Source organism: Pacificibacter marinus, from assembly GCF_018860665.1.
Taxonomy (GTDB): domain Bacteria; phylum Pseudomonadota; class Alphaproteobacteria; order Rhodobacterales; family Rhodobacteraceae; genus Celeribacter; species Celeribacter marinus_A.
This window is the reverse complement of sequence record NZ_JAHKPK010000017.1, coordinates 121,956-145,027: the sequence shown is the minus strand read 5'-3', so window position 1 is coordinate 145,027 and position 23,072 is coordinate 121,956. Positions and strand designations below refer to the sequence as shown.

Here is a 23,072-nt window from a genome sequence, read left to right as displayed (position 1 = left end):
TTCACGCTTCCTGTGGTTCTGCGTCGGACTCTAGGTCTGCCTCGGCTTCACTGTTTGCGTCGTCTTCTTTTTTACCTCTAATCGCGCCCCATATGGCAATGCCAACGGCAGCGCCCAGCGCGATGCCCGCGACCACATGATCATGGCCAGCCAACTCACCAACGTGGCCGACATGCGCCAAAGCAGGCGCTGCGATTACAGTAAAAAGAACAGTCACTAAGTGCCGCATAGTATTTCCTTGTCTCAAGCGCCGAGTATGTCCCCGCGCAGTCACCCCGTAAGGCTGTTTCAATTCAAGGAGGCTGGGAAAATCCCGACGATGCTATTTTGGATCCCCTGTTTGGGTCAATCCAGCCTAGCCAACCTCTCTGGCCCTCAAGATTGAGAGCGTCGTCATGGTCTTTCTATAAGTTCGCAAGCCGCGCGGTGCAATTGGTTTAGCGCAATCACATGGTCGCAGGCCATCACAATGTGCGAATTTGCACCATGCCTGCGCCCCAATCCCTGTTTGCGCACAAAACATCTTGGCTTAACTATGGCTGAGAAAAGGAGATTCCCATGGGCTTTTTGCAAGACGGTAAATGGAACACAGCTTGGTACGATACCAAATCCAGCGGCGGACAATTTCAACGCACCACCGCAGGGTTTCGCAATTGGGTCACGCCTGACGGTGCCGCAGGCCCGACGGGTAAAGGCGGTTTTAAAGCCGAAGCAGGGCGCTATCATTTGTATGTGTCTTATGCCTGCCCTTGGGCGCATCGCACTTTGATCTTTCGTGCTCTCAAAGGTTTAGAAGATCTGATCACGGTGTCTGCGGTACATCCAGACATGCTAGAGGACGGCTGGACCTTTGCGTCAGATTTTGACAGCTGCACAGGCGACGATTTATATGGGGCGAAATTCCTGCGCGACATATACACTCGCGCAGTACCAGATGTGTCGGGCCGCGTAACTGTCCCGATCTTGTGGGACAAAACACTGAACACCATCGTGTCCAATGAATCCTCCGAAATCATTCGCATGTTCAACTCTGCCTTTGACGGTCTGACAGGCAATAGTATGGATTTTTGGCCCTTGCCACAACGCGACGACATCGAAACCGTGAATGCCCGTATTTATGACACGCTCAACAACGGTGTTTACAAAGCGGGTTTCGCGACCACGCAATCCGCTTATGACGCTGCCGTTGTACCGCTGTTTGAGACGATGGATTGGCTTGAAGAGCGCTTGTGCCGCCAACGTTATCTGATGGGCGATCAGATCACCGAGTCAGATTGGCGGTTGTTCACCACCTTGGTACGATTTGATTTGGTCTATCATGGGCATTTCAAATGCAACAAACACATGCTGAAAGATTACCCGAATCTATGGGACTATACGCGCGAGCTGTATCAATGGGATGGCATCGCCGAGACCACAAAATTCGATCACTTTGTGCGCCATTACTATTACAGTCACGCGACCATCAATCCGAACCGGATTATCCCGATCACGCCAGACTTAGATTGGAATGCGCCGCACGGGCGCGGCTGATCGCGACACAGATTGAATGATCACAGAGCGATACGCGTAGGGCGGCCATAATGTTCGACCATCGCCGTTAAGTCGGCGGGGTCGACTTCGGATGTTATAAATGCGCGAGCGTTGGCCATGTGTTGAAAAATGGACCCGTCCGAAAAAAACGTCGAATTGGTCACAAAAATCACAGGCGTGTCGGGGTATCGGTAGTTGGCGTAATCTGCGACAGCGAAAGCCGATCCGTCTTCCAGAACCAAATCAAGAACAATCAAATCAACTGAATTCAGTTGCAAATACTCAATCGCGCTGGCTTGGCCAAGAGTGCACTCCACGCTCACGCCATGGCGCTCTAGGTGTCGTTGCCAAACGATACCCAAATCTGGATTACTTTCTACGATTAGAACTTGCATAGTCACCCCTGGACCCAATGTCCTGCATCTCACCCTCAAAGCTTTCCTTTGAAGGATTCGATACTCTAAAGTAACGAATGCTTAAGACTATGGTCAATGCACCTGAACCTGTCTTAAAGAACAGATAAAGATTGTATTTTAACTTGCACTCATCACGACAGGCGGCAAAAGAGACACCATGAAGACATGGATCACAATATGCGAAGGCTGCAAACGCAGCGACTGGAACGACCGCCAAGTGGTTGAAACAGACGGAGATATGCTGGCACAGGCGATTGAAACATGCCCGCAAACGGCGCAAGTGGAAACCCGCCGCGTGTCTTGCACGATGGGTTGCGAACGCGCCTGTAACGTCATCATTCAAGGCTTAGATGACGCAGGCCGCGCCAAAATTGGCTATTCTTTGGGCAGTTTTGACGGCACGCCCGAGGACGCACAGGCGATCACCGACTTTGCGGAACTTCATGCGCAATCAGCCACAGGCCAAGTTCCCTTTCGCACATGGCCCGTCGGCGTAAAGGGCCATTTCGTATCCCGCCACTTGCCACTTCCGGTTGAGCCTACCCCTTCACAGGCTGACAAAGCATGAGCAAGCACCGCGACCACGGGGGCGGCCTCGACGCCGCAGCCACGCGGTTTGGCGGTGAACGTGTCGACTGGTTGGATCTATCAACGGGCATCAACCCCGTGCCCTATCCCATTGGGGCCTTCCCCGCCGATGCTTGGACGGCCTTGCCCGACGCTGCCGCCACAGATGCGCTGATCCAAACCGCCCGTACATTTTGGAATGTGCCCAAAGAGGCCGCGATTTTACCTGCGCCCGGCGCATCCAGCCTGATCGCGCGCATCCCGTCTTTGTGGCCCCGCGGAAATGTCTCGATCCAAAAGCCGACCTATAATGAACATGCTGGTGCTTTTGATGCGCACGGCTGGCAAGTTGGCCGTGACATAGGCTCTGTTCAAGTCGTGGTGCATCCTAACAATCCCACAGGGCGGCTCTGGTCCGCTGACGAGATGACTGCGCCCTTTACGGTAATTGATGAAAGCTTTTGCGATATCGCGCCTGACCAAAGCCACATCGCGCGGGCCGCACAAAACGATACCATAGTGCTTAAAAGTTTTGGTAAATTTTGGGGCTTGGCTGGCTTACGTCTTGGCTTTGCTATCGCGCATCCCGACATCATTCATAAATTGTCGACCATGATCGGCCCTTGGGCCGTGTCGGGGCCCGCGTTGCATATCGGTGCCGCTGCATTGAACGATCAGGCTTGGGCCAAGATTACGCGAATGCGTTTGGCGCAAGACGCGTATCGGTTGGATGCTTTGATGACAGGACAAGGCGCCAAAGCCCTTGGTGGTACTTCCCTGTTTCGCCTGTATGAAGTTGATGAAGCACGGGCATGGCAAGAACGCTTGGCGCAGGGCAAAGTCTGGACGCGGATATTCCCATACTCGGACAAATGGCTTCGCCTGGGCCTGCCAGCCCCTGATAGATGGAACCAATTAGAGGCAGCCCTTTGACGACGGCTTTTACATTGTTTTGCGCCTTGATACTGGACGCTATTTTTGGCGAACCCAAATGGCTTTGGTCGCGCCTGCCGCATCCCGCCGTACTAATGGGCCGCTTGATTGGCTGGGCCGATCTACGGTTTAATACCGGTGTGCTGCGCAAAACCAAGGGCGTACTCGTACTCATTACGCTTATCATTTTGAGCGGCGCGATAGGCGCGTTAATCGCCACCGTCCCCTATCTAGACATCCTAATAGCTGCAATCTTGGTCGCACATAAATCTTTGATCCAACATGTCAAAGCTGTCGCAACAGGTTTGGAAACTTCGTTGCAAGACGGGCGTGACGCCGTGGCCATGATTGTCGGACGCGACACCAAAGATATGGATGCTGGCGCCGTGGCACGCGCTGCGATTGAATCCGCCGCCGAGAACTTTTCTGACGGCATTGTCGCCCCTGTGTTTTGGTTTTTGGTCGGCGGACTGCCCGGCCTGATGATCTACAAAATGGTCAACACGGCCGATAGCATGATCGGGTATTTGACGCCCAAACATTCAGACTTTGGCTGGGCCTCCGCGCGGTTTGACGATCTGCTCAACCTTATTCCAGCGCGCCTGACGATGCTTTTGTTGCTACCTTTGGGCGGGCAATCCTTTGCAACGCTCCGCGCCGTGGCCAAAGACGCATCCAAACACCGATCCCCCAACGCTGGCTGGCCCGAAGCCGCACTGTCGCGTTCTCTCGATGTCGCACTTTCTGGCCCGCGCGCCTATCATGGCGAGATGCAGCACTATGATTGGGTCAACGAAACGGGCCGCAAACAAGCCCAAGCTTCTGACATCCGTGCTGCGTGTCAGCGTTTGTGGTTTGCATGGGGCGTGCTGCTTTTGGCCAGCTTACTCTTATCGTTCTGGAGCGTTTTCTTGCTCGCCTAACCCATCGCATTTGCGCCTGTCACATTCCGCCGTTAGGGTGAGCCAAATTGGTGAATGGTCCAAATTGATAACAGGTGATCTTATGCGTTTTCTCCCTCTCGTTCTTGCGCTGACATGCGCCTCGCCCGCTTTGGCAAACGTGCCTTGCGGCGGGTCTTTTTCCAGCTTTGTAAACAACGTCAAAGCCGAAGCTGTGCGCATGGGGCACGATAGAAGCACCGTCAATAAGTTCTTTGCCAACGCCGCCCATAGCCCCGCCGTGATCAAGGCCGATCGGTCGCAAGGCGTGTTCAAAAAAGACTTCATCGACTTTTCACGCGCTGTGATTAGTCAAAACCGGATGAGCAACGGCGCCTCTTACCGTGGCAAGTACAAAGCCGTCTTCGACAGAATTGAACAACAATACGGCGTTTCGCGTGGCGTTCTGTTGGCATTTTGGGCGTTGGAAACCGATTACGGCCAAGTACAAGGCAATTTCAACACACTCAATTCGTTGCTAACGTTAGGCCATGACTGTCGCCGCCCTGACCTATTCCAGCCGCAGATTTTCGCCGCACTCGAACTTTATGAACACGGAGATTTTGACCCTGTACGCACCCAAGGCGCTTGGGCTGGCGAAATTGGAATGGTGCAAATGCTGCCCGAGGACATCTTGCGAAATGGTGTCGATGGCGATGGCGACGGCCATGTAAGCCTCAAAACCTCCGCCCCTGATGCGCTGATGTCAGGCGGCAAGATGCTCAAGGGTCTGGGCTGGCGTGCGGGCGAACCATGGCTGCAAGAGATCACAGTGCCAAGCAATCTCGACTGGTCCAAGACCGGATTGAATCATAAAATTTCCGTGGGCGACTGGGCCAAAATGGGCGTCTCTGCCCGCACAGGCAGCCTTGGGAAATCCAACCTCAAAGCGTCAGTTCTATTGCCCATGGGCCGCAAGGGGCCTGCCTTCTTGGCCTATCCAAATTTCGATGTCTACTTTGAGTGGAACAAAAGCTTTGTCTACGTGACCACTGCTGCCTATTTTGCCACCCGTCTGGAAGGGGCCCCTGCATATAAGGCGGGAAATCCTGATGCGGGACTTTCTGATGCGCAGATGAAAAACCTGCAAACCAAGCTCAAAAAACACGGGCATGATGTGGGCAAAGTCGACGGCATCTTGGGCGCAAAAACCCGTGCCGCCGTGCAGGCAGAGCAACAACGTTTGGGCCTACCTGCCGATGCGTGGCCAACAGCAGCTTTGCTAGGAGCATTGTGATGATGACCATGGACGGCCTTGACGCCGCACTGCCACATATTTTGTCCGCCCCCAAAGACAACGTGGCCATCGATATTTTATGCACACGCCCAAGTTTTGGAAAACGTGAGTACCCTGAGCACATCGAAGTATCGCCTGAGGGCGGCATCAAAGATGAACGTTGGCTCAAACATCCTTGGTCCCGGCTAGAAGACGGCAGCCCCAATCCGCGTATCCAAGTCTCGATCCTGCCCAAGCGCGTCTTTGAGTTGGTGGTTCAAGACAGGCTGCATCCCGGCGATACGATCATCGCGGATATCGACACGTCTGCAGAAAACCTCGCCGTTGGACAACAGCTTCAAATTGGCTCAGCTGTGGTTGAAGTAACGGATTTGTTCAATGACGCCTGCGTCAAATGGAAGGTCCGCTATGGTGCGGACGCCAAAGACTGGATCGTAAAGCCAGAAAACATCGACCTACGCCTGCGCGGCGTTTTGTGTAAGATCACGCAAGCGGGTATCATCAATAAAACAGACCGCATCCAAAAGCTTTAAGGCGATTAAGCAACCAGCGCTTCGGCCTTTTTCAAATCGACCGAGACCAATTGCGACACACCTTGTTCTTGCATCGTCACCCCAAACAAGCGATCCATGCGCGCCATGGTGACCGCGTGGTGGGTGATGATCAAAAAGCGTGTATCAGTTTGGCGCGTCATTTCGTCAAGCATATCGCAAAAACGCGTGACATTGGCATCATCCAACGGCGCATCGACCTCGTCTAGCACACAGATTGGCGCTGGATTGGCCAAGAACACGGCAAAGATCAGCGCCATAGCCGTCAAAGTTTGTTCGCCGCCAGACAGCAACGACAGGGTCGATAGTTTTTTGCCGGGCGGCTGACACATGATCTCAAGCCCCGCATCCAACGGATCGTCACTTTCAACCAGCATCAGCTTGGCCTCACCGCCACCAAACAGGTGTCGGAACAGGCTTGAAAAGCTTGTGTTCACTTCTTCAAAGGCGGTCAAAAGGCGCTCACGTCCTTCTTTGTTCAACGATGCGATACCACTGCGCAATGTCTTGATCGCCTCTTCCAAATCAAGCTTTTCGGCCTGTAAACTGTCATGCTCTTCGCGCACTTCTTTGGAATCTTCCTCGGCCCGCAGATTCACGGCGCCCAAGCTGTCACGCAGACGTTTCAGGCGGTTCACATCCACCTCAATCGCCTCGCCCGTGGGCAGGGTGTCAGGATCAATCGCCAGCTCTTCGAGCAGCTTTTCAGGCGTGCTGTCCAGCTCTTCGCGGATGCGTTCAACGGCGGCCATTGTGGTTTCGCGTGCTGCATCACGACGCGCCTCAGACGCTGCACGCGCTTCGCGGGCTTCAGAGGCCAAACGCTCAGCTTCACGTTCTGCTGTAACCGCCGCACGCAATGCATCTTCGCCCTCGGCCAGCATGTCGGCAGATTTGGCGCGGCGCATCTCGGCTTCGTCCATGTCATCCATCAAGATGGCACGTTTTTCGGCGATCTCGTCTGGTTTACCGATGGCATCTTCCAATTCAAGCTCAGACGCGTCTTTGCGATTGTTTAGCTCTGAGACACGCTTTTCTGCGGTCTCCAAACGATGACGCCAGCCAGACAATTCCTTGGTGACCTCTTGGGATCTGCGGGTGCGCGCTTCGCCTTCACGACGAATTTCATCATAAGACGACCGCTTGGACATCATCGTGATACGCGCCGCTTCCACCGCCATTTTCACGCTTTCAATCGCATCACGCGCAGCCTGCAAGTCAGGCAATTCACGTTGTGAGCTCTCTGCTTCACGTAAACGCGAATCGGCACTCAGCGCTTCTTCATCGTGGCGCGCCACGGCCAGCCCAAGATTTTCGACCTTGCCCTGTGCCAAAGTGCGATCATTTTCAGCCCGCGACAAGGCTCGCGCGGCATCTGACAATGCCCGATCCGCATTGCGGCGAGCTTCGCGAGCAATGCGATCCGCCTCGGACAATCGTTGCAACTCAGCTTTCAAATGCTCATGCGCCTGCAAGGCTCCAGCAGCTTTTGCTTCGCCCGCGGCGGTTTCTTGTTTCAGATTTTCCAAGCGGTTGAGCTGTTGCAATCGCAAAGCGGCTGTTGATGGCGCATCCTCGGCACCCGCGCGGAACCCGTCCCAGCGCCACAGATCGCCCTCAATGGACACAAGCCGCTGACCAGGTTCCAGATCAGCCTGCAGCCGCGCACCGTCTTCGGCTTTGACCAAGCCGATCTGACCTATACGGCGTTCCAAAACGGCTGGAACAGTGACATAATCTGACAACAGCTCTGCACCCATGGGCAAGTCTTGCTCGTCAGGGTAATCGGGCAAAGTGACCCAACCAGAGGCCTGATAGGCTTCAATGGTTGGTTGGCGCAGATCGTCCGCAAGGGCCGCGCCCAAGGCTTTCTCATACCCTGCCTGAACCTTGACCAAATCCAACACTTGCGTGCCTGCAATCTGATCGCGGTCGAGCATTTTAGACAGGGCTGCAAGCTCGGCTTTCAAGGCCCCAAGCTCGCCTTCGGCCTCTGAACGCGCTGCACGGGCTGAGGCTTCGCGGGTTTGCGCATCAGCGCGCGCCTCGTCAGTTTCAATCAGGGCCGCATCTGCCTCTTCGGCCAGATATGTCGCCTCTTCTTGCGCTGTCGTCGCCGCCGTCAAAGCCTCAGCGGAACTGGCTAAGGTGGCTTCTGCCTCGGCCACTGACGCGCGGGCGCGATCCGATTCACTGCGCGCGCGATCAAGTGTTTTGCGGTTGTCCTCGACAAGACGCATCGCAGATTGATGCCGTGCCGCCAAACGCGCCACGTCTTCAGTCATCTCAGAAAGCTGTGCTTCGCGATCTTGCAGAATTTCGTTGGCCTCTGCGGCGCTGAGTGACGCTTCATCCAATTTAGGCTCGTGACCTTCAGCGGCCTTTGACAGCTCGCGCTTTTCCCATTCCAAGCGTTCAATCGTTTCGCCTGCGTCACGGTTAAGCTGTTCTTCGCGGGTCATGTCAGCGACGAGTTGATCGATGCGCCGCGTCAATGTGTCGATAGAGGCCCGCGCGCGCTTTTCTTCATCAGACAGTTGATCACGCGCCACGGTAAGTCGCTGCAACACCGCGGCGGCTATGGCCTCTTCTTCGCGCAAGGACGGCAGAATCTCTTCTTTCTCAGCACGTTGTTTGGCAGCGCCAAGTGTAAGTTTTTCCGCCTCGGCGGCTTGCTTCAAACGACTGCGCAGAATCTCTTCGGCCTCGGCCCGTGCGAGGTCTGCATCCCGCCAGCGACGGTAAAACAGTGTACCTTCGGCTTGACGCAGCTCAGTGCCGATCTCGCGATATCGCGCGGCTTGACGGGCTTGACGCGCAAGCGACGCGATTTGGGACGCGAGCTGTTCCAGCACATCATCAACACGGGCCAAATTGGTCTCGGCCCCTTTGAGTTTCAACTCGGCCTCGTGGCGGCGTTGATAGAGACCGGAAATACCGGCTGCCTCTTCCAGAATACGACGCCGCGCCTTGGGTTTGGCGTTGATCAACTCAGAGATTTGCCCCTGACGCACCAGCGCTGGCGAATGCGCACCGGTGGAGGCATCGGCAAACAACATAGATACATCGCGCGCCCGCACATCTTTGGCATTCACCTTGTAGGCAGAGCCCGCGTCACGGGTGATGCGGCGGGTGATTTCGACGGTATCGGCCTCGTTAAAGCCAGCGGGCGCAAGACGTTCAGAATTGTCGATGGTCAACGCAACTTCGGCAAAGTTGCGTGCGGGGCGCGACGAGGCCCCAGCGAAGATCACGTCTTCCATCCCGCCGCCACGCATGGCTTTGGGACGGTTTTCCCCCATAACCCAGCGCAGTGCTTCGAGCAGGTTTGACTTGCCACAGCCATTCGGCCCAACCACGCCCGTTAACCCCTCAGCGATCACAAGATCGGTGGGGTCTACAAAGCTTTTAAAGCCATTGAGGCGAAGTCGGTTGAAGCGCACGTGGGGCCTTATCTGGGTCTGTATTTGATTCTGTTGATAAAAACTGTCCTAGCGCTGCCTGAGCCTGTCAACAGGAATGCGCCAAAATATAGAGTTTTGGCGCAAGTTATCCACAAGATATTGCGATGCACAAGGGGCACAGCGTGAAGTCATCCAAAAGTATCAGGGGAATCGCCTTGACCCAAGGGGGGAGTTTGCGTCAAATAAGCGGGCTATGGTTCCCCTATCGTCACGCCAAGCGTGCTGGGGAGAAATGGGAATGTGGTAAGAGTGACCCAAGTCGGGGCTCGAATCCACAGCCGCCCCCGCGACTGTATGCGGTGAGTGCACGCCAACACTGCCACTGGACCTTACGGGTTTGGGAAGGCGGCGAGCGCACATTGACCCGCAAGCCAGGAGACCAGCCGTGGCCTTATATCAACCAGCCGTCGGGGATGACGGCTAAGGAAGGACTGTACTATGCATATCGAGCCAGGTCTCGTCACAGGCGCAAAACTCGCGCTTTCTGTTGTAACAGCTGTTGGCACTGCGGGTTTTACCGCCAAACACGCCGCCCAAGCGATCCGCGAAACTGGCGTTATGTCCTTTGCCGCGCGCACTTTGGTCGCCTCCATCGCCGTTTTCATCTTTTTCCAAGTGCTACCACATCACGCTGTGGGTGTGTCTGAAGTGCACTTCATCTTTGGGTCTACGATCTTTTTGATCCTTGGCGCAGCGCCCGCTGCGATTGGTTTGGCGCTGGGTCTTTTGATCCAAGGTCTTTTGTTCGCTCAAATCGATTTGCCACAATACGGCATGAACGTCACAACTTTGGTCGTGCCTTTGTTGGCGATCAAAATGGTTGCAGATCGCATCATCGCACCGGGCACTGCCTATGCAGACGTGAGCTATAAACAAGCCTTGGCGCTGTCCACAACATACCAAGCTGGTGTTGTTGCATGGGTTGGTTTCTGGGTCACATACGGTCAAGGTTTTGGGTCCGAAGTTTTGGCATCCGTCGGCACGTTTGGTGCGGCTTATATGCTCGTCATCGCGCTTGAGCCTTTCGTTGATCTGGCTGCCCTCGCTGGAGCCAAAGCGATCAAGAAGCACCTGAGCACGTCGGGCCTTGCTGCCCCACGCCTGTTCAACGCCGCTTAATCTCACATCGTAATCATGCATACGCCGGGGCCTCATCGCCTCGGCGTTTTCATGAATGGAGGCACATATGCCCGCTAAAATTCCTGCCACTGTTGTCACTGGCTTTCTTGGCGCTGGGAAAACCACGCTGATCCGTCACATGCTTGCCAATGCCAACGGTAAACGCATCGCTTTGATCATCAACGAATTTGGTGATTTGGGTGTGGATGGCGATATTTTGAAAGGCTGTGGGGACGAAACCTGCACCGAAGACGATATCATGGAGCTGTCGAACGGCTGCATTTGCTGCACTGTCGCTGATGACTTCATCCCGACGATGGAAAAGCTTTTGGCTCGTGAAAACGCGCCAGATCATATCGTGATTGAGACCTCTGGCTTGGCTTTGCCGCAGCCGCTTGTGCGCGCGTTCAACTGGCCCGAGATTTCCATGCGCGTCACTGTAGATGGCGTCGTCACCGTGGTTGACGGCAAAGCTGTAAACGAGGGTCTGTTTGCCCATAACGTTGCCGCCGTCGATGCGCAGCGCACGCTGGACGAGAATCTAGATCACGAGACCCCCTTGTCCGAGCTGTTCGAAGATCAGATCGCCTGCGCCGATATGATTGTCGTGAACAAAGCCGATCTTTTAGGGGACGCTCAAGCCGATGCTTTGGTTGCTAAACTCAAATCTGAAGCCCGCAAAGGCGTGCAAGTCGTGCGCGCCACCCATGGCGCTTTGCCGATTGATGTCTTGTTGGGTCAAGGCATCGGTGCTGAAGCGGATTTGTCGAGCCGCCATGAGGTGCATCACCACCATCATGACCACGACGATCATCACGAACATGAAAACGATCAAGCAGAAAATCATGACCATCATCACCACGATCACGACCATGATGCTTTTGAAAGCTTCATCGTATCGCGCAACGAGGTGACCGATCCGAAAGGTTTTGCCGCTCAGGTGTCATCCGTGATAGCGGCCCATGGTATCTTGCGCCTCAAAGGTTTTGCTGCGGTTTCTGGGAAACCGATGCGCTTGACCATTCAGGCAGTTGGCCCACGGGTGGATCACTACTTTGATCAGCCTTTTGGCGATGCGCCGCGTGACACCCGCCTTGTTGTGATTGGTCACGCAGGCCTTGACCGTGCGGCGATTGAAGCCGCCCTTTGCGCATAGAGGTACATCTGTGATTATCGTTGAACTTGGCAACCCGCTTGATCCTCAGCCCTCAGCCCTTTTGGCTGAGGCGCAGGCTTTGCAGGCGGAAATTTATGATGAAGAACACAATCACGCCCTGCCGACGGATGCCTTAGCAGCCGAGGACGTGCGTTTTTTTACAGCGCGCGAAGGGGATGTTGTTTTAGGTGTAGGGGCCTTCAAAATCTGTCGCGACGATGCTGGCGGTTACGGCGAAGTGAAATCTATGTTCACCTCACCAGCGGGTCGCGGCAAAGGCATCGCAGCGGCCATCGTGCGCGCGATTGAGGACACGGCAAAAAAGGAAGGCCTTGTGTCACTCAAGCTTGAAACCGGTGACGAACTTGAGGCTGCGGTGCGCCTTTATGAGCGCTTTGGTTTTGAGCGCTCAGGTGCCTTTGGCGACTACGCGGACAATGGCGTGAGCGTTTTCATGCAAAAAACGCTCACCTAATTCATTGCGCCTTTTTGGCCTCAGCAGCTGCTTTCATTCTGGCCAAAAGTTCGGCCTTGGTTTCTTTAACGCTAAAAGGGTTTTTAGACGTCCCTTTGGCGTTATGCTCGTTATGTTTCGGTGAATTCTTGCGCACTTTGGCTGCTCCAGTTTTACCGTAATCCATGAAAATACCTCTTTGATTTGTCCCGCTGATGCCGCAAAGCGGCGCATGAAACAAGAGAATACGACAAAGGACGTCCAAGATGCACCTTCTTGCTGCCACCGCTGGTTCCGTCGATGACGGCACCGAGGCTGTCGATCTCAGCCAAACTCCTGCCGATTTGGTGGTCATCTCGGCTGCCGATACCGAACTGGCGATGTTATCTTTGGCGCATAGCAATCTGCCCGACGGGCCCAGTCTGCGGTTGGCCTCGATGATGCATTTGCGTCACCCGATGTCGGTCGATCTGCATCTTGATGACTGCGCCACGAAATCCCGCATGGTGATCGCGCGGGTCTTGGGCGGCACGGGCTATTGGAAATACGGCGTCGAACAATACGCCGCGCGATTGCATGAGGCCGGCGTGACCTTTGTTGCTCTGCCCGGCGATGACAAACCCGATGCGGAACTCGCGGCCCTGTCGACCATCCCGTCCGAACACTACCATGCGCTATGGTCCTATTTGACCGAAGGTGGCACAGACAATGCTCGTCATTTTTTGCGCTATGCACAGGCACTTATCGAGGGGGGCGCACTGCCAGAACCTGCCAAGCCATTGTTGCGCGCCGGTCTGTATTGGCCCGCCCAAGGCTTGACTGACTTAGATAAAATCAAAGCAGACTGGACGCCTGATGCCCCCGTCGTGCCAATCGTGTTTTACCGCGCCCTTGTTCAAGGTGCAGGGCTTGCGCCTATCGACGGTTTGGTCAAAAGCTTGGCATTGCGCGGCCTCAACCCATTGCCTGTCTTTGTGGCCTCGCTCAAAGATCCAATTTCTGTCGCCACGCTGGAAACTCTTTTCACTGACGCCGCCCCAAGTGCTATCTTAAACTGCACGTCTTTCGCCGTTGGAACGCCAGAAGGCACCAGCGCGGCCAATCCGCTGGCCGCAGAGTTTGCCAATGGCGCGCCAGTGTTTCAGGTGGTTCTATCCTCATCTTCCGAACAAGCATGGAGCGAAGGAACAACAGGCTTATCAGCCCGCGATATCGCGATGAATGTGGCCTTGCCAGAAGTCGATGGACGTGTGCTCACCCGCGCTGTGTCGTTCAAAGGCGAAGCCTATTTTGATGAGGCCACGCAATGTCCGATTGCGACTTACAAAGCCAACGAGAACCGGATCGATTTTGTTGCAGATTTAACGGCCAACTGGTGCCGCCTGCGTCATACGCCAGCGATCAATCGCAAGGTTGCTCTGATCCTTGCCAACTATCCAAACAAAGACGGGCGCCTTGCCAATGGTGTCGGCCTTGATACACCAGCGGCCACTATTGGCACTTTGACTGCCCTCAAACAAGCTGGCTACATGGTGGATAACATTCCCACCGACAGCGATGCTTTGATGCAAAGTATTCTTGCGGGACCGACCAATTGGTTGACGGATCGTGCTGAGCGCACAGGCGGCGAAAAGCTTGCACTTGCAGACTATCTAAGTGCCTATCATGCTCTGCCCCAAACCGTCCGCGATCAAATCGAAGCGCGTTGGGGCGCGCCGGAAACGGACCCGTTTTTCGCGGATGGAGCTTTCGCGCTGTCCATCTTGACCTTTGGCAACGCAGTCGTCGGCATCCAGCCCGCGCGGGGCTATAACATCGACCCAACCGAAACCTATCACGCGCCAGATTTGGTGCCGCCGCATAACTACCTCGCGTTCTATTTCTACTTGCGCAACGCCTTTGGAGCGCACGCTTTGGTGCATATGGGCAAGCATGGCAATCTTGAATGGCTGCCCGGCAAGGCCACGTCTTTGTCCAAAGACTGTATGCCCGAAGCCGTGATGGGACCGATGCCGCATCTTTATCCGTTTATCGTCAATGACCCCGGAGAAGGCACCCAAGCCAAACGCCGCGCGCAGGCCGTTATCATCGACCACCTTACGCCGCCTTTGACGCGTGCGGAAACCTACGGACCCTTGCGAGATTTAGAAGCCTTGGTCGATGAATACTTTGAGGCCGCTGGCGTCGATCCGCGCCGCATTGGCGAATTGCGCAAAGAAATTTTGTCATTGTCATCTGTGACAGGGCTGGACCGTGATGTCGGCATGACAGGCGACGAAGACGGTGATCTGGCCAAGCTAGACGCGTACTTATGTGAGCTGAAAGAAGCGCAAATCCGCGATGGCTTGCATATCTTTGGCCAAGCGCCAAAAGGCCGCCTTGCGCGCGATTTGGCTTTGGCTTTGGTGCGTGTGCCGCGTGGGGACGGTAAAGGCCAAGATGCGTCTTTCATACGCGCAATGGCGGCTGATTTTGGCTTTGGTTTTGATCCTTTGGATTGTGACATGGCGGCCCCTTGGACAGGGCCTAAACCAGATGTTCTGGCAAGATTAGACACGGATACGTGGCGCAGCACTGGCGATACAGTTGAGCGCCTTGAGCTATACGCCGCACATCTTTTAGACGAAGAATTGGACGCCTTTGGTCCAGCTTCCCAGCTGGTTTTGGATCATTTGCATGGCAATGTTTTGCCAATGGTAACGGCGTGCGGTCCTGCAGAAATCAATGGGCTTTTGACTGGTCTTGAAGGTCGCTTTGTACCACCTGGATCAAGTGGTGCGCCAACGCGTGGACGGTTGGATGTGCTGCCGACAGGGCGGAACTTCTTTTCTGTCGATGCACGCGCTGTGCCCACACAAACAGCGTGGAAGCTCGGCTGGAAATCCGCCAATATGTTGATTGAGCGTCACCTGCAAGATCACGGTGATTGGCCCCGCGCGATGCTGGTGACCGCATGGGGCACGGCCAATATGCGCACCGGCGGCGACGACATTGCGCAGGCTTTGGCGTTGATGGGCGTGAAGCCGAAATGGGATATGATGTCGCGTCGCGTGACAGGATTTGAAATCTTGCCAGCAGGCGTTTTGGGGCGTCCACGCGTCGATGTGACCCTACGCGTGTCGGGATTTTTCCGTGACGCCTTTCCACAATTGATCGCCTTGGTCGACAGTGCTGCACGCGCTGTGCAAGCCCTTGATGAAGACGCAGATCAAAACCCTGCGGCCGCACGCGCACGTGATGGAGAAAGCACAGCACGGGTGTTCGGGTCCAAACCAGGGGCGTATGGCGCGGGACTTCAAGCGATGATTGACGAGCGCCTTTGGGAAGGCCGAGATGACCTTGGTGATGCCTATTTGGAATGGGGGGGCTATGCCTATGGCGCAGGGCGCGAAGGCGTCAAAGATCGAACCGGATTTGAGGCTCGCTTGAGCCAAGTCGAAGCCATTGTGCACAACCAAGACAACCGCGAACACGACCTTTTGGACAGTGACGATTACTACCAATTCGAAGGCGGCGCTGCGGCTGCTGTGGCACGTTTGCAAGGCCAAGATCGCCCTATCTATCACAACGACCATTCACGACCTGAACGTCCCGTCATTCGCACCTTGGACGAAGAAATAGGGCGTGTTGTGCGATCACGTGTGGTGAACCCGAAATGGATCGATGGTGTCAAACGGCATGGTTACAAAGGCGCGTTTGAGATTGCAGCAACTGTGGATTATTTGTTTGCCTTTTCGGCCACAACCCATGCGGTGAAAGATCACCATTTCGATATGGTTCATGCGGCGTTTATTGAAAATGACGACACACGCGACTTTATTGAGAAGCACAACGCACCAGCGCTTAAAGAAATCGCGGAACGGATGATTGAAGCCATGGATCGCGGGCTATGGCGTCCAAAATCGAATTCGGCACGCAGACTGTTGGAAACGCTTATCTAGGCGGATGGACAGATCAGAATAGCTTTGACCATCGCCTGATCACCAATAAGCGATCCTTTTTTAATATCACAGGAGGTGACTTGAACAATTGCCTCATGAGCTTGCTGTAAAATCATCAAGCGCGAAGGCGGCGGGAAAATAACATTTACCCTATGGGCTTCGACTCGATTGCCATTGAGTTCTGTGTAGACCCTAAAGGTATTACCACCCACCTCGACAATTTGCGCGCCAGCGCGGCCATAGCCCAAGGTGGGACTGTCCACCGCACATCCATTTAAGACTGCGAGAACGAAGAATAGCCTTATTGTACGATGAACAAATCCCATAATGAGACTGTCGCGCGATATGCTTAAGGCTTCGTTAAAATTGAACAGGCTATATCAGATTGGAGGTCCCGCTTTCCAAAACCTCGACTTCATCACCAAGCTTCATTGCGCCCTCAACCTCGACCACTGCGTTTTGTCCAAAAATGATTTTACCATTTGAAGCACGATGCAGGCGCCGTAGCGTGGCCAAGGGCTCATAGGCATCCGGTTGAATACCTGTAGAGGGATCTTGCGTGACCATGATACAGCGTTCGCATGGCTTGACGATACGCAGCACTGTCGAGCCAATGCGGATCAAACGCCATTCATCTTCAGCCCAAGGTTCAAAATCACCATCGATCACGACATTTGATCGAAAACGGCGCATTTCGACAGGTGACGCCAATTCAGCATTCAAAGCCTGCAAAGACGGCGCTGTGGTGATTAAGATTGGAAATCCGTCAGAAAATCCCGTGAAATGTGGCGTCTTCACATAGGCACCAGATACCGCACGCACGCTGTCGTCCGGCATATAAACCAAGCGAACTTCACGCTCGAGCGCAGAGGACAGAAAGTGGGAAGCGTAATTCCCAGCATCTTGCACATTTTTGATTTCTGTTGAAAACACGAACGCATTGGTCGGTGCATCGCTGGGCCAAGGTACGTCAATACGCTCGCCGTCAAAAGATAAGCTAATCCCTAAGTCAGTACAGACTGCATGAAGATTGGCCAAGGCTGGCAATTCGCGGCGCGTGGCCGCGATGCCCGAGCTATAAATCACAGCCCAGCGGCGATCTTGGTCGATTCCGAACGGCCCTACGGTCGCCATGGCGAGATCGTAACCCGTCATGCTTTTGACTGGGTATTTCGTAAGTCGGGCGAGCTTCATATATTTCTCAAACGTATATTTGGTTCCTATTCGAAATTCTTATGTGATTCGCAGCAACATTGGCAGTTGTCGCATTAGACAGGTTGCCACTGACCTAGAGGTCACTTTTCGTAATACTCCAGTCGCGTGACGGATAAAGCCATGCCCTTTAAAGCCACATCGGGACACATCTGAACATTACAGTTTAAGCATTGATGGCAAGTCATCCATATGCGCCAAATGTTCTGCACCGATGGCGGTCAAATGCGTGCCATCGCCGTTCGGGTCAAACCCAAGCGTTCGCATTCCAGCGCGCAAACCTGCCGTGGCCCCAGCAACGCTGTCATCGATCACGGCACAATCCTTTGGCTCAATCCCCATAAAGGCGGCCGCTTTTAAAAACAACTCAGGATCAGGTTTCCCCGCCTTGCAATCATGTGCAGAAAAAATGCGCCCTTTAAGGCGATCAAACAGCGCAGGGTGCGCGCCGAGTGTGATGTCCATTTTCGCCATAGGCCCGTTGGACCCTACAGCATAGGGAATGCCTGCGGCGTCCAAAGCGTCCAAGGTACGCTCAATCCCTGCGATCAAGGGCACGCCTTGTTTGAGCCGCTCAAACATCTTGGTATAGATTGCAGCCACCCAGTCGTCTGGCAAATCCGCCCCGTTGGCGCGTGCCTTTTTAGCAATATCGACCATCGCAACGCCCATGTAGTCCTCATCCACCTGCGCCATTGTTAGCGTCAAACCGTAGAGTTCCAGATCATCACGAAGCAATGCCAATGTAGGCGGTTCGCTGTCGACAAGAACGCCATCGCAGTCAAAAATGACCAATTTCGGTTGTTTCATTTTGGCTCCAGAAAGTTGATTTTGGTGTCACCATATGTTCGTGTGTCCAACAAGTTGAGCGCATCGGGGACAGTGATAGGTGCGGAATCTTCCCAAACCACAAGTGCGCGTGCTGTGAGCCAATTGCCTGCCAGCGCAGCAGCCATCGCTTTTTCGCCCATGGCTTTCGCATAAGGCGGATCAAGAAACACAAGATCATAGGGCGCATCAGGATTTCGAGGCAAGCGCGTGGCATCGGCACGGATGAGTTTGCATTTCGGTCCCGCTTTGCAAATCGCAATATTCTGTTCGATCAGGCTTTGGGCTTTACGTCCATCATCGACAAAGGTGACACATTCACCGTCCCGTGACAGGGCCTCAAGGCCAAGCGCGCCCGTGCCTGCAAACAAATCAAGCGTGCGCGCATCGGTCAAAGCATCACCAAATTTACCACCTGCCAAGACATTAAACAGGCTCTCACGCACACGGTCAGTTGTGGGCCGCAGGTGCGCCCCCGTATCGCCTTTTCCCAAAGCGGCCAAAGCAAGCCCGCGATATGTTCCAGCAACGATCCGCATTAGGCTTTGAGTAGCGCTTTAAGATCAGACGCAGGATCTGCAACAAAGCTTGGGTCAGCAGACTTGCCGCTCTCGATCAAACGTTTGGCGACCATATAGCCACGCGGATCATTCATGGCATCAATCGCAATCAAAGCCCCGTCTTTATAGTACCAATGCGACCGCATGGCACCACCATCGCGCACAACAACTTGGTCATGCCCAGCAGACAGACCCGCAATCTGCAATTTCACATCATATTGATCTGACCAAAACCAAGGTTTCGGCGCATATTCCACATTCAGACCAAGCATGTTTTTCGCAGCAATAGCCCCTTGATCGATAGCATTGCCCACGCTCTCTAACCGCACCTGCGTTCCATTTTCAGGATAAGAGGCACAATCACCCGCTGCATAGATCGATGGATCAGAAGTGCGTGCGAACAGATCGGTTTTGATACCATTATCGACTACGACACCTGCGGCCTCAGCCAGCTGCGTGCCCGGAATAATGCCGACGCCAACGATAACAAAATCGACGTCCAAGGTGCTGCCATCTGATAGTTCTGCGCTGCTAACGCGACCCGCGCCCGTCAAGCGATTGAGACCTATGCCTTCAAGAATGCGCACGCCATGGCCCTCGTGCAATGCGCGGAAATAATCCGAGGTTTCTTTGGAGGCGACGCGTTGTAAAATGCGCTCAGACATTTCCACCAAGGTCACTTTGAGGCCTTTCTTAGCCGCCACAGCTGCGGCTTCCAAACCGATATACCCCCCACCAACAATCAGCACGGATGCGCCAGCGACAAATTCAGGCGCGATCGCATCGGCGTCAGCCAAACTGCGCATGGTATAAACCCCGTCCAAATCCCCGCCGATTTTGGCAGGCAAACGACGCGGTGCAGACCCCGTCGTTAAGGCCAAAGCGTCATAGGTCAGCGTTTCACTCATGCCATCTTTGGTAACCGTGATCGTTTTCATGGCGGCATCAATATCAGTCACCTGCGTTGATGTGCGCAACGTGATATTCTCATCGGCGTAATACGCTTCGGGACGCAAATACAGTCGATCAAGCTCCATCTCGCCAAGCAAATACGCCTTAGACAAAGGCGGGCGTTGATAGGGAATGGCCCTCTCATCGCCGATCAAAGTAATTTGGCCATCGAATCCCTGCCCCCGCAATGTGGTCACGATGGATTGACCGGCTTGGCCTGCGCCGACAACGATATAATGGGACATGTGATTTCTCTTCTGGTCTAATGTTGTAGGAACCTTATATCTTTAGACAAGAAATGAAAACGCATAGAGGACATGTCATGACAATCTCGATCGGTGATAAACTGCCAGACGCCACACTGCTGCAAATGGGTGCGAATGGCCCAGAAGCCGTTGAATTGGGCACCAAAACCAAGGGCCGTAAAGTCGTTATTTTTGGCCTGCCCGGCGCATACACAGGCGTGTGCTCAACAGCACATGTGCCAAGCTTCATTCGCACAAAGAATGCTCTCTCAGCCAAAGGCGTAGATGAAGTGATCTGCATCTCGGTCAACGACCCTTTCGTGATGGGCGCGTGGGGCGAGGCGACGGGTGCGACAGCCGCTGGCATCGCGATGCTTGGCGATGCAGAATCTACTTTGACCAAAGCACTTGGTCTTGAGTTCTCTGCACCACCTGCAGGCTTGATTGACCGCTCTAAACGTTACGCCCTTGTGGCCGAGGACGGTGTCGTGACCGTGCTGCAAGTGGAAGACAATGCCGGCGAATGCAATATCTCTGCTGGCGAAAGCGTCGTCGACGCGTTGTAAGCTATCGAACAAAAGCACAGGCGCCCGTCACTTTTGTCGGGCGCCTATTGAGGTATTGATCCCCTATTTTGAGGTGTTGAACACAGACCGCGTCGGGAATGGAATTTCTATACCAGTCGCGTCTAAAGCTTCTTTTACATTACGTTTCATATCAGCTTGATACTGAAAATAATCCGCCGATGGCACCCAAACGCGCACCAAGAAATCCACCGAAAAATCGCCCAAGTTGTTCACTTGGATAAACGGCTCGGGGTCTGTCAGCGACCGTGGGTCTGCCATGATAGTATCACGAATTGCCTTTTCTGCGACTTTCAGGTTGGCCCCATATGAAACCCCAAAAACCCATTCCGCACGTCGGGTATTGTTGGTCGAATAATTTGTGATGATATTGCCCCAAGCTTGGGCGTTAGGAACAATGATTTGCACATTTGACAGATCGGCCAGCTCAGTAAAATTGAGCGTGATGTCTTTAACTGTCCCAGCAGTGCCAGCGATATCGACAAAGTCACCGATTTTAAACGGACGGAAAAAGACGATCATCACACCAGCCGCAACATTCGACAACGTGCCTTGCAACGCCAAACCAATCGCCAAACCACCTGCACCGATCAAGGCCACAATCGAGGTCGTCTGAATGCCAAAGGTGTTGAGCACAAACATCACAGTAAATAGCAAAATCAAGTAACGCGCGATGTTGCCCAAAAAATTAAACAACGTCACATCCAACGCCGCATACCGTAGCCCAATACCACGTACACGGCGCGACACGGCCCGCGACACGACAAGGCCAGCCAAGAGCATAAGCAACGCCCCTAAAACTGAGCTACCTAAGCTGATCAAAGCATCAACCGACATAAGGTCGCCAATCGTGGTGTCTTGGTAAATCGTATAGGAAAGAATCGTATCAAGCATTGCCTGCTGCCTCGTTCATTTTCTGTGCCAAAGCGATGTCTTTTGCGGTCACCCCGCCGACATCATGGGTCGTCAAAGTGACCTCAACCGTACGGTAGACATTACGCCACTCTGGGTGGTGGTTCATTTTCTCTGCGATCATCGCCATCTGTGTCATCCAGCCGAATGCGGATATGAAATTCGCAAACTGAAAAGTTTTGGTCAGGGCATCGCCCACCTCGGCCAGCTGCCAACCCGCTGGAATTTTCGCATGTATTTCAGTCGTCTCCATAAGGTCAGTCATGGTCGTCCTCTGTATTTGTGCGCTTAAACGGACCGTAGCTTGTCAAGACTTCCGTGTCTTGATCTACGGCCTCGCGTTCCGCATCGACATAGTCTTGAACCGCGCGCGCAAATCCAGCATCCGCAATCCAGTGCAGTGAATGCGTTGTCTTTGGCAGATACCCGCGCGCCAACTTATGTTCGCCCTGCGCACCGGCTTCGACCCGCGCCAATCCATGGGTGATCGCATAATCGATGGCTTGGTAGTAGCACAACTCAAAATGCAAACAGGCGTGATGTTCCGTGCAGCCCCAATAGCGCCCAAACAAGGTATCGCCACCGATGAAATTGAGCGCACCGGCGATGGCAACGCCGTCTCGCATGGCCAACACCAAAAGCACATCGTCGCGCATGGTCTCTTGCAAGCAATCGAAAAAGGCTCGCGTCAAATAAGGCGTGCCCCATTTACGTGCGCCTGTGTTTTGGTAAAACTCCCAAAAGGCATCCCAGTGCTCGGATTGAATCGCATCGCCTGTCAGCGAGACAATCTCGCCACCAAAGCCCTGCGCTTGCTTGCGCTCTTTGCGAATGGATTTGCGTTTGCGCGCAGACAGGTCAGCTAAAAAGGCGTCAAAGTCAGCGTAGTCTTTATTCTCCCAATGAAACTGCTGACCGATCCGGTGCAAAAGCCCCATCTCGCGACCAACACGGGCCTCATCTTCAGTACAAAAGGTAATATGCAACGATGACAAGTTTTGCTCTGATGCCACATGTACAGCACCTTGCACCAAGCCCGCTTGGCCTACTGCGTCATAACCTGCGCGACACAGAAACCTGCGGCCAGTGGCAGGCGTAAACGGCACAGCAATTTGCAGTTTTGGATAATAATCTCCACCCGCATTTTCATAGGCCTGTGCCCAGGCGTGATCGAACACGTATTCACCTTGAGAATGCCCTTTCGCATAAAGGGGCGCCACCGCAATAAGCTGACCGTTTTGGCGCGCGCCCAGATAGCGTGGTGCCCATCCCGTGCCCATCCCAACAGAGCCAGACTCCTCAAGCGCCGTCAAAAAACGGTGGGTGGTGAAAGGATCAAGAGGTTGCGGTGACCCTTGGGCAAGACGCACAGCACAAGCATCCCAATCGCTTGGGTCAAATTCGGCGATACTACCGCTAACAAAAATCTCAATCTGATCACTCATAGCGCACTCCTGCGCCTATAACC

General features: G+C 54.1%; 23 protein-coding genes and 1 riboswitch. Of the genes, 11 read left to right on the top strand and 12 right to left on the bottom strand.

All coding sequences use genetic code 11. The features are described from left to right. Position 1: 1 nt before the first annotated feature. Entirely contained in the window at positions 2–229 is a 228-nt protein-coding gene (locus KO497_RS04275; protein ID WP_215942727.1) for a DUF6732 family protein, read from the bottom strand. A gap of 329 nt (positions 230–558) precedes the next feature. On the opposite strand from KO497_RS04275, the gene KO497_RS04270 reads away from it, so the two are divergent. Further along, positions 559–1,533, top strand: coding sequence for a glutathione S-transferase family protein (locus KO497_RS04270; RefSeq protein ID WP_215942726.1), 975 nt, complete (start codon positions 559–561; stop codon positions 1,531–1,533). 20 nt (positions 1,534–1,553) lie between these two features. On the opposite strand, the gene KO497_RS04265 is transcribed toward KO497_RS04270, so the two are convergent. Next, entirely contained in the window at positions 1,554–1,928 is a 375-nt protein-coding gene (locus tag KO497_RS04265; RefSeq protein WP_215942725.1) for a response regulator, read from the bottom strand. A gap of 178 nt (positions 1,929–2,106) precedes the next feature. Here KO497_RS04265 and KO497_RS04260 point away from each other — a divergent pair, with 178 nt between their 5' ends. The 5 genes from KO497_RS04260 (at position 2,107) to KO497_RS04240 (ending at position 6,160) form a co-directional block, all read left to right on the top strand. Further along, a complete protein-coding gene (locus KO497_RS04260) occupies positions 2,107–2,517 on the top strand; it encodes a DUF1636 family protein (RefSeq protein ID WP_215942724.1) in 411 nt (136 codons plus the stop codon). Then, positions 2,514–3,449: a threonine-phosphate decarboxylase gene (locus tag KO497_RS04255; RefSeq protein WP_215942723.1), complete on the top strand. Its 936-nt coding sequence runs from the start codon at positions 2,514–2,516 to the stop codon at positions 3,447–3,449. The genes KO497_RS04260 and KO497_RS04255 overlap by 4 nt, the downstream gene beginning before the upstream one ends. Continuing rightward, the gene (gene cbiB, locus KO497_RS04250; protein ID WP_215942722.1) at positions 3,446–4,372 is read left to right on the top strand and encodes an adenosylcobinamide-phosphate synthase CbiB; all 927 of its coding nucleotides are present in this window, start codon (positions 3,446–3,448) and stop codon (positions 4,370–4,372) included. The genes KO497_RS04255 and cbiB overlap by 4 nt, the downstream gene beginning before the upstream one ends. 82 nt (positions 4,373–4,454) lie before the next feature. After that, the gene (locus KO497_RS04245; RefSeq protein ID WP_215942721.1) at positions 4,455–5,627 is read left to right on the top strand and encodes a lytic murein transglycosylase; all 1,173 of its coding nucleotides are present in this window, start codon (positions 4,455–4,457) and stop codon (positions 5,625–5,627) included. After that, the gene (locus KO497_RS04240) at positions 5,627–6,160 is read left to right on the top strand and encodes a hypothetical protein (RefSeq protein ID WP_215942720.1); all 534 of its coding nucleotides are present in this window, start codon (positions 5,627–5,629) and stop codon (positions 6,158–6,160) included. The genes KO497_RS04245 and KO497_RS04240 overlap by 1 nt, the downstream gene beginning before the upstream one ends. 5 nt (positions 6,161–6,165) lie before the next feature. Here the strand turns inward: KO497_RS04240 and smc are convergent, their stop codons facing one another. Next, a complete protein-coding gene (gene smc / locus KO497_RS04235; protein WP_215942719.1) occupies positions 6,166–9,621 on the bottom strand; it encodes a chromosome segregation protein SMC in 3,456 nt (1,151 codons plus the stop codon). Positions 9,622–9,819: 198 nt separating this feature from the next. Next, positions 9,820–10,044: riboswitch (cobalamin riboswitch) on the top strand. Between the two features lie 36 nt (positions 10,045–10,080). Here smc and KO497_RS04230 point away from each other — a divergent pair. From KO497_RS04230 to KO497_RS04220, 3 genes are all read left to right on the top strand, one after another. Then, positions 10,081–10,761, top strand: a complete 681-nt coding sequence (locus KO497_RS04230; protein WP_215942718.1) for an energy-coupling factor ABC transporter permease — start codon at positions 10,081–10,083, stop codon at positions 10,759–10,761. Between the two features lie 67 nt (positions 10,762–10,828). Further along, positions 10,829–11,917: a cobalamin biosynthesis protein CobW gene (gene cobW / locus KO497_RS04225; RefSeq protein ID WP_215942717.1), complete on the top strand. Its 1,089-nt coding sequence runs from the start codon at positions 10,829–10,831 to the stop codon at positions 11,915–11,917. A 10-nt stretch (positions 11,918–11,927) separates the two neighbouring features. Beyond that, positions 11,928–12,392, top strand: coding sequence for a GNAT family N-acetyltransferase (locus KO497_RS04220; RefSeq protein WP_215942716.1), 465 nt, complete (start codon positions 11,928–11,930; stop codon positions 12,390–12,392). 1 nt (position 12,393) lies between these two features. Here the strand turns inward: KO497_RS04220 and KO497_RS04215 are convergent, their stop codons facing one another. Next, positions 12,394–12,558: a hypothetical protein gene (locus KO497_RS04215; RefSeq protein WP_215942715.1), complete on the bottom strand. Its 165-nt coding sequence runs from the start codon at positions 12,556–12,558 to the stop codon at positions 12,394–12,396. 79 nt (positions 12,559–12,637) lie between these two features. On the opposite strand from KO497_RS04215, the gene cobN reads away from it, so the two are divergent. Then, a complete protein-coding gene (gene cobN, locus KO497_RS04210; RefSeq protein ID WP_215942714.1) occupies positions 12,638–16,312 on the top strand; it encodes a cobaltochelatase subunit CobN in 3,675 nt (1,224 codons plus the stop codon). On the opposite strand, the gene KO497_RS04205 is transcribed toward cobN, so the two are convergent. From KO497_RS04205 to KO497_RS04185, 5 genes are all read right to left on the bottom strand, one after another. After that, the gene (locus tag KO497_RS04205) at positions 16,309–16,575 is read right to left on the bottom strand and encodes a hypothetical protein (protein WP_215942713.1); all 267 of its coding nucleotides are present in this window, start codon (positions 16,573–16,575) and stop codon (positions 16,309–16,311) included. The genes cobN and KO497_RS04205 overlap by 4 nt on opposite strands. Positions 16,576–16,687: 112 nt before the next feature. Then, a complete protein-coding gene (locus KO497_RS04200; protein ID WP_215942712.1) occupies positions 16,688–17,506 on the bottom strand; it encodes an MOSC domain-containing protein in 819 nt (272 codons plus the stop codon). Positions 17,507–17,683: 177 nt separating this feature from the next. Continuing rightward, the gene (locus KO497_RS04195; RefSeq protein WP_215942711.1) at positions 17,684–18,334 is read right to left on the bottom strand and encodes an HAD family hydrolase; all 651 of its coding nucleotides are present in this window, start codon (positions 18,332–18,334) and stop codon (positions 17,684–17,686) included. Next, positions 18,331–18,891, bottom strand: coding sequence for a 16S rRNA (guanine(966)-N(2))-methyltransferase RsmD (gene rsmD / locus KO497_RS04190; protein WP_215942710.1), 561 nt, complete (start codon positions 18,889–18,891; stop codon positions 18,331–18,333). The genes KO497_RS04195 and rsmD overlap by 4 nt, the downstream gene beginning before the upstream one ends. Then, complete coding sequence (locus tag KO497_RS04185) at positions 18,891–20,108, bottom strand: NAD(P)/FAD-dependent oxidoreductase (RefSeq protein WP_215942709.1); 1,218 nt, start codon at positions 20,106–20,108, stop codon at positions 18,891–18,893. Before KO497_RS04185 ends, rsmD begins: the two co-directional genes overlap by 1 nt. A gap of 77 nt (positions 20,109–20,185) precedes the next feature. On the opposite strand from KO497_RS04185, the gene KO497_RS04180 reads away from it, so the two are divergent. After that, entirely contained in the window at positions 20,186–20,674 is a 489-nt protein-coding gene (locus tag KO497_RS04180) for a peroxiredoxin (RefSeq protein WP_215942708.1), read from the top strand. Between the two features lie 63 nt (positions 20,675–20,737). Here KO497_RS04180 and KO497_RS04175 read toward each other — a convergent pair whose 3' ends face one another. The 3 genes from KO497_RS04175 to KO497_RS04165 are packed head-to-tail and all read right to left on the bottom strand — an operon-like array spanning position 20,738 to position 23,049. Continuing rightward, positions 20,738–21,586, bottom strand: coding sequence for a mechanosensitive ion channel family protein (locus KO497_RS04175; RefSeq protein WP_215942707.1), 849 nt, complete (start codon positions 21,584–21,586; stop codon positions 20,738–20,740). Then, positions 21,579–21,869: a 4a-hydroxytetrahydrobiopterin dehydratase gene (locus KO497_RS04170; protein ID WP_215942706.1), complete on the bottom strand. Its 291-nt coding sequence runs from the start codon at positions 21,867–21,869 to the stop codon at positions 21,579–21,581. Before KO497_RS04170 ends, KO497_RS04175 begins: the two co-directional genes overlap by 8 nt. Further along, entirely contained in the window at positions 21,862–23,049 is a 1,188-nt protein-coding gene (locus tag KO497_RS04165; protein WP_215942705.1) for a GNAT family N-acetyltransferase, read from the bottom strand. The genes KO497_RS04170 and KO497_RS04165 overlap by 8 nt, the downstream gene beginning before the upstream one ends. Between the last annotated feature and the right edge of the window lie 23 nt (positions 23,050–23,072).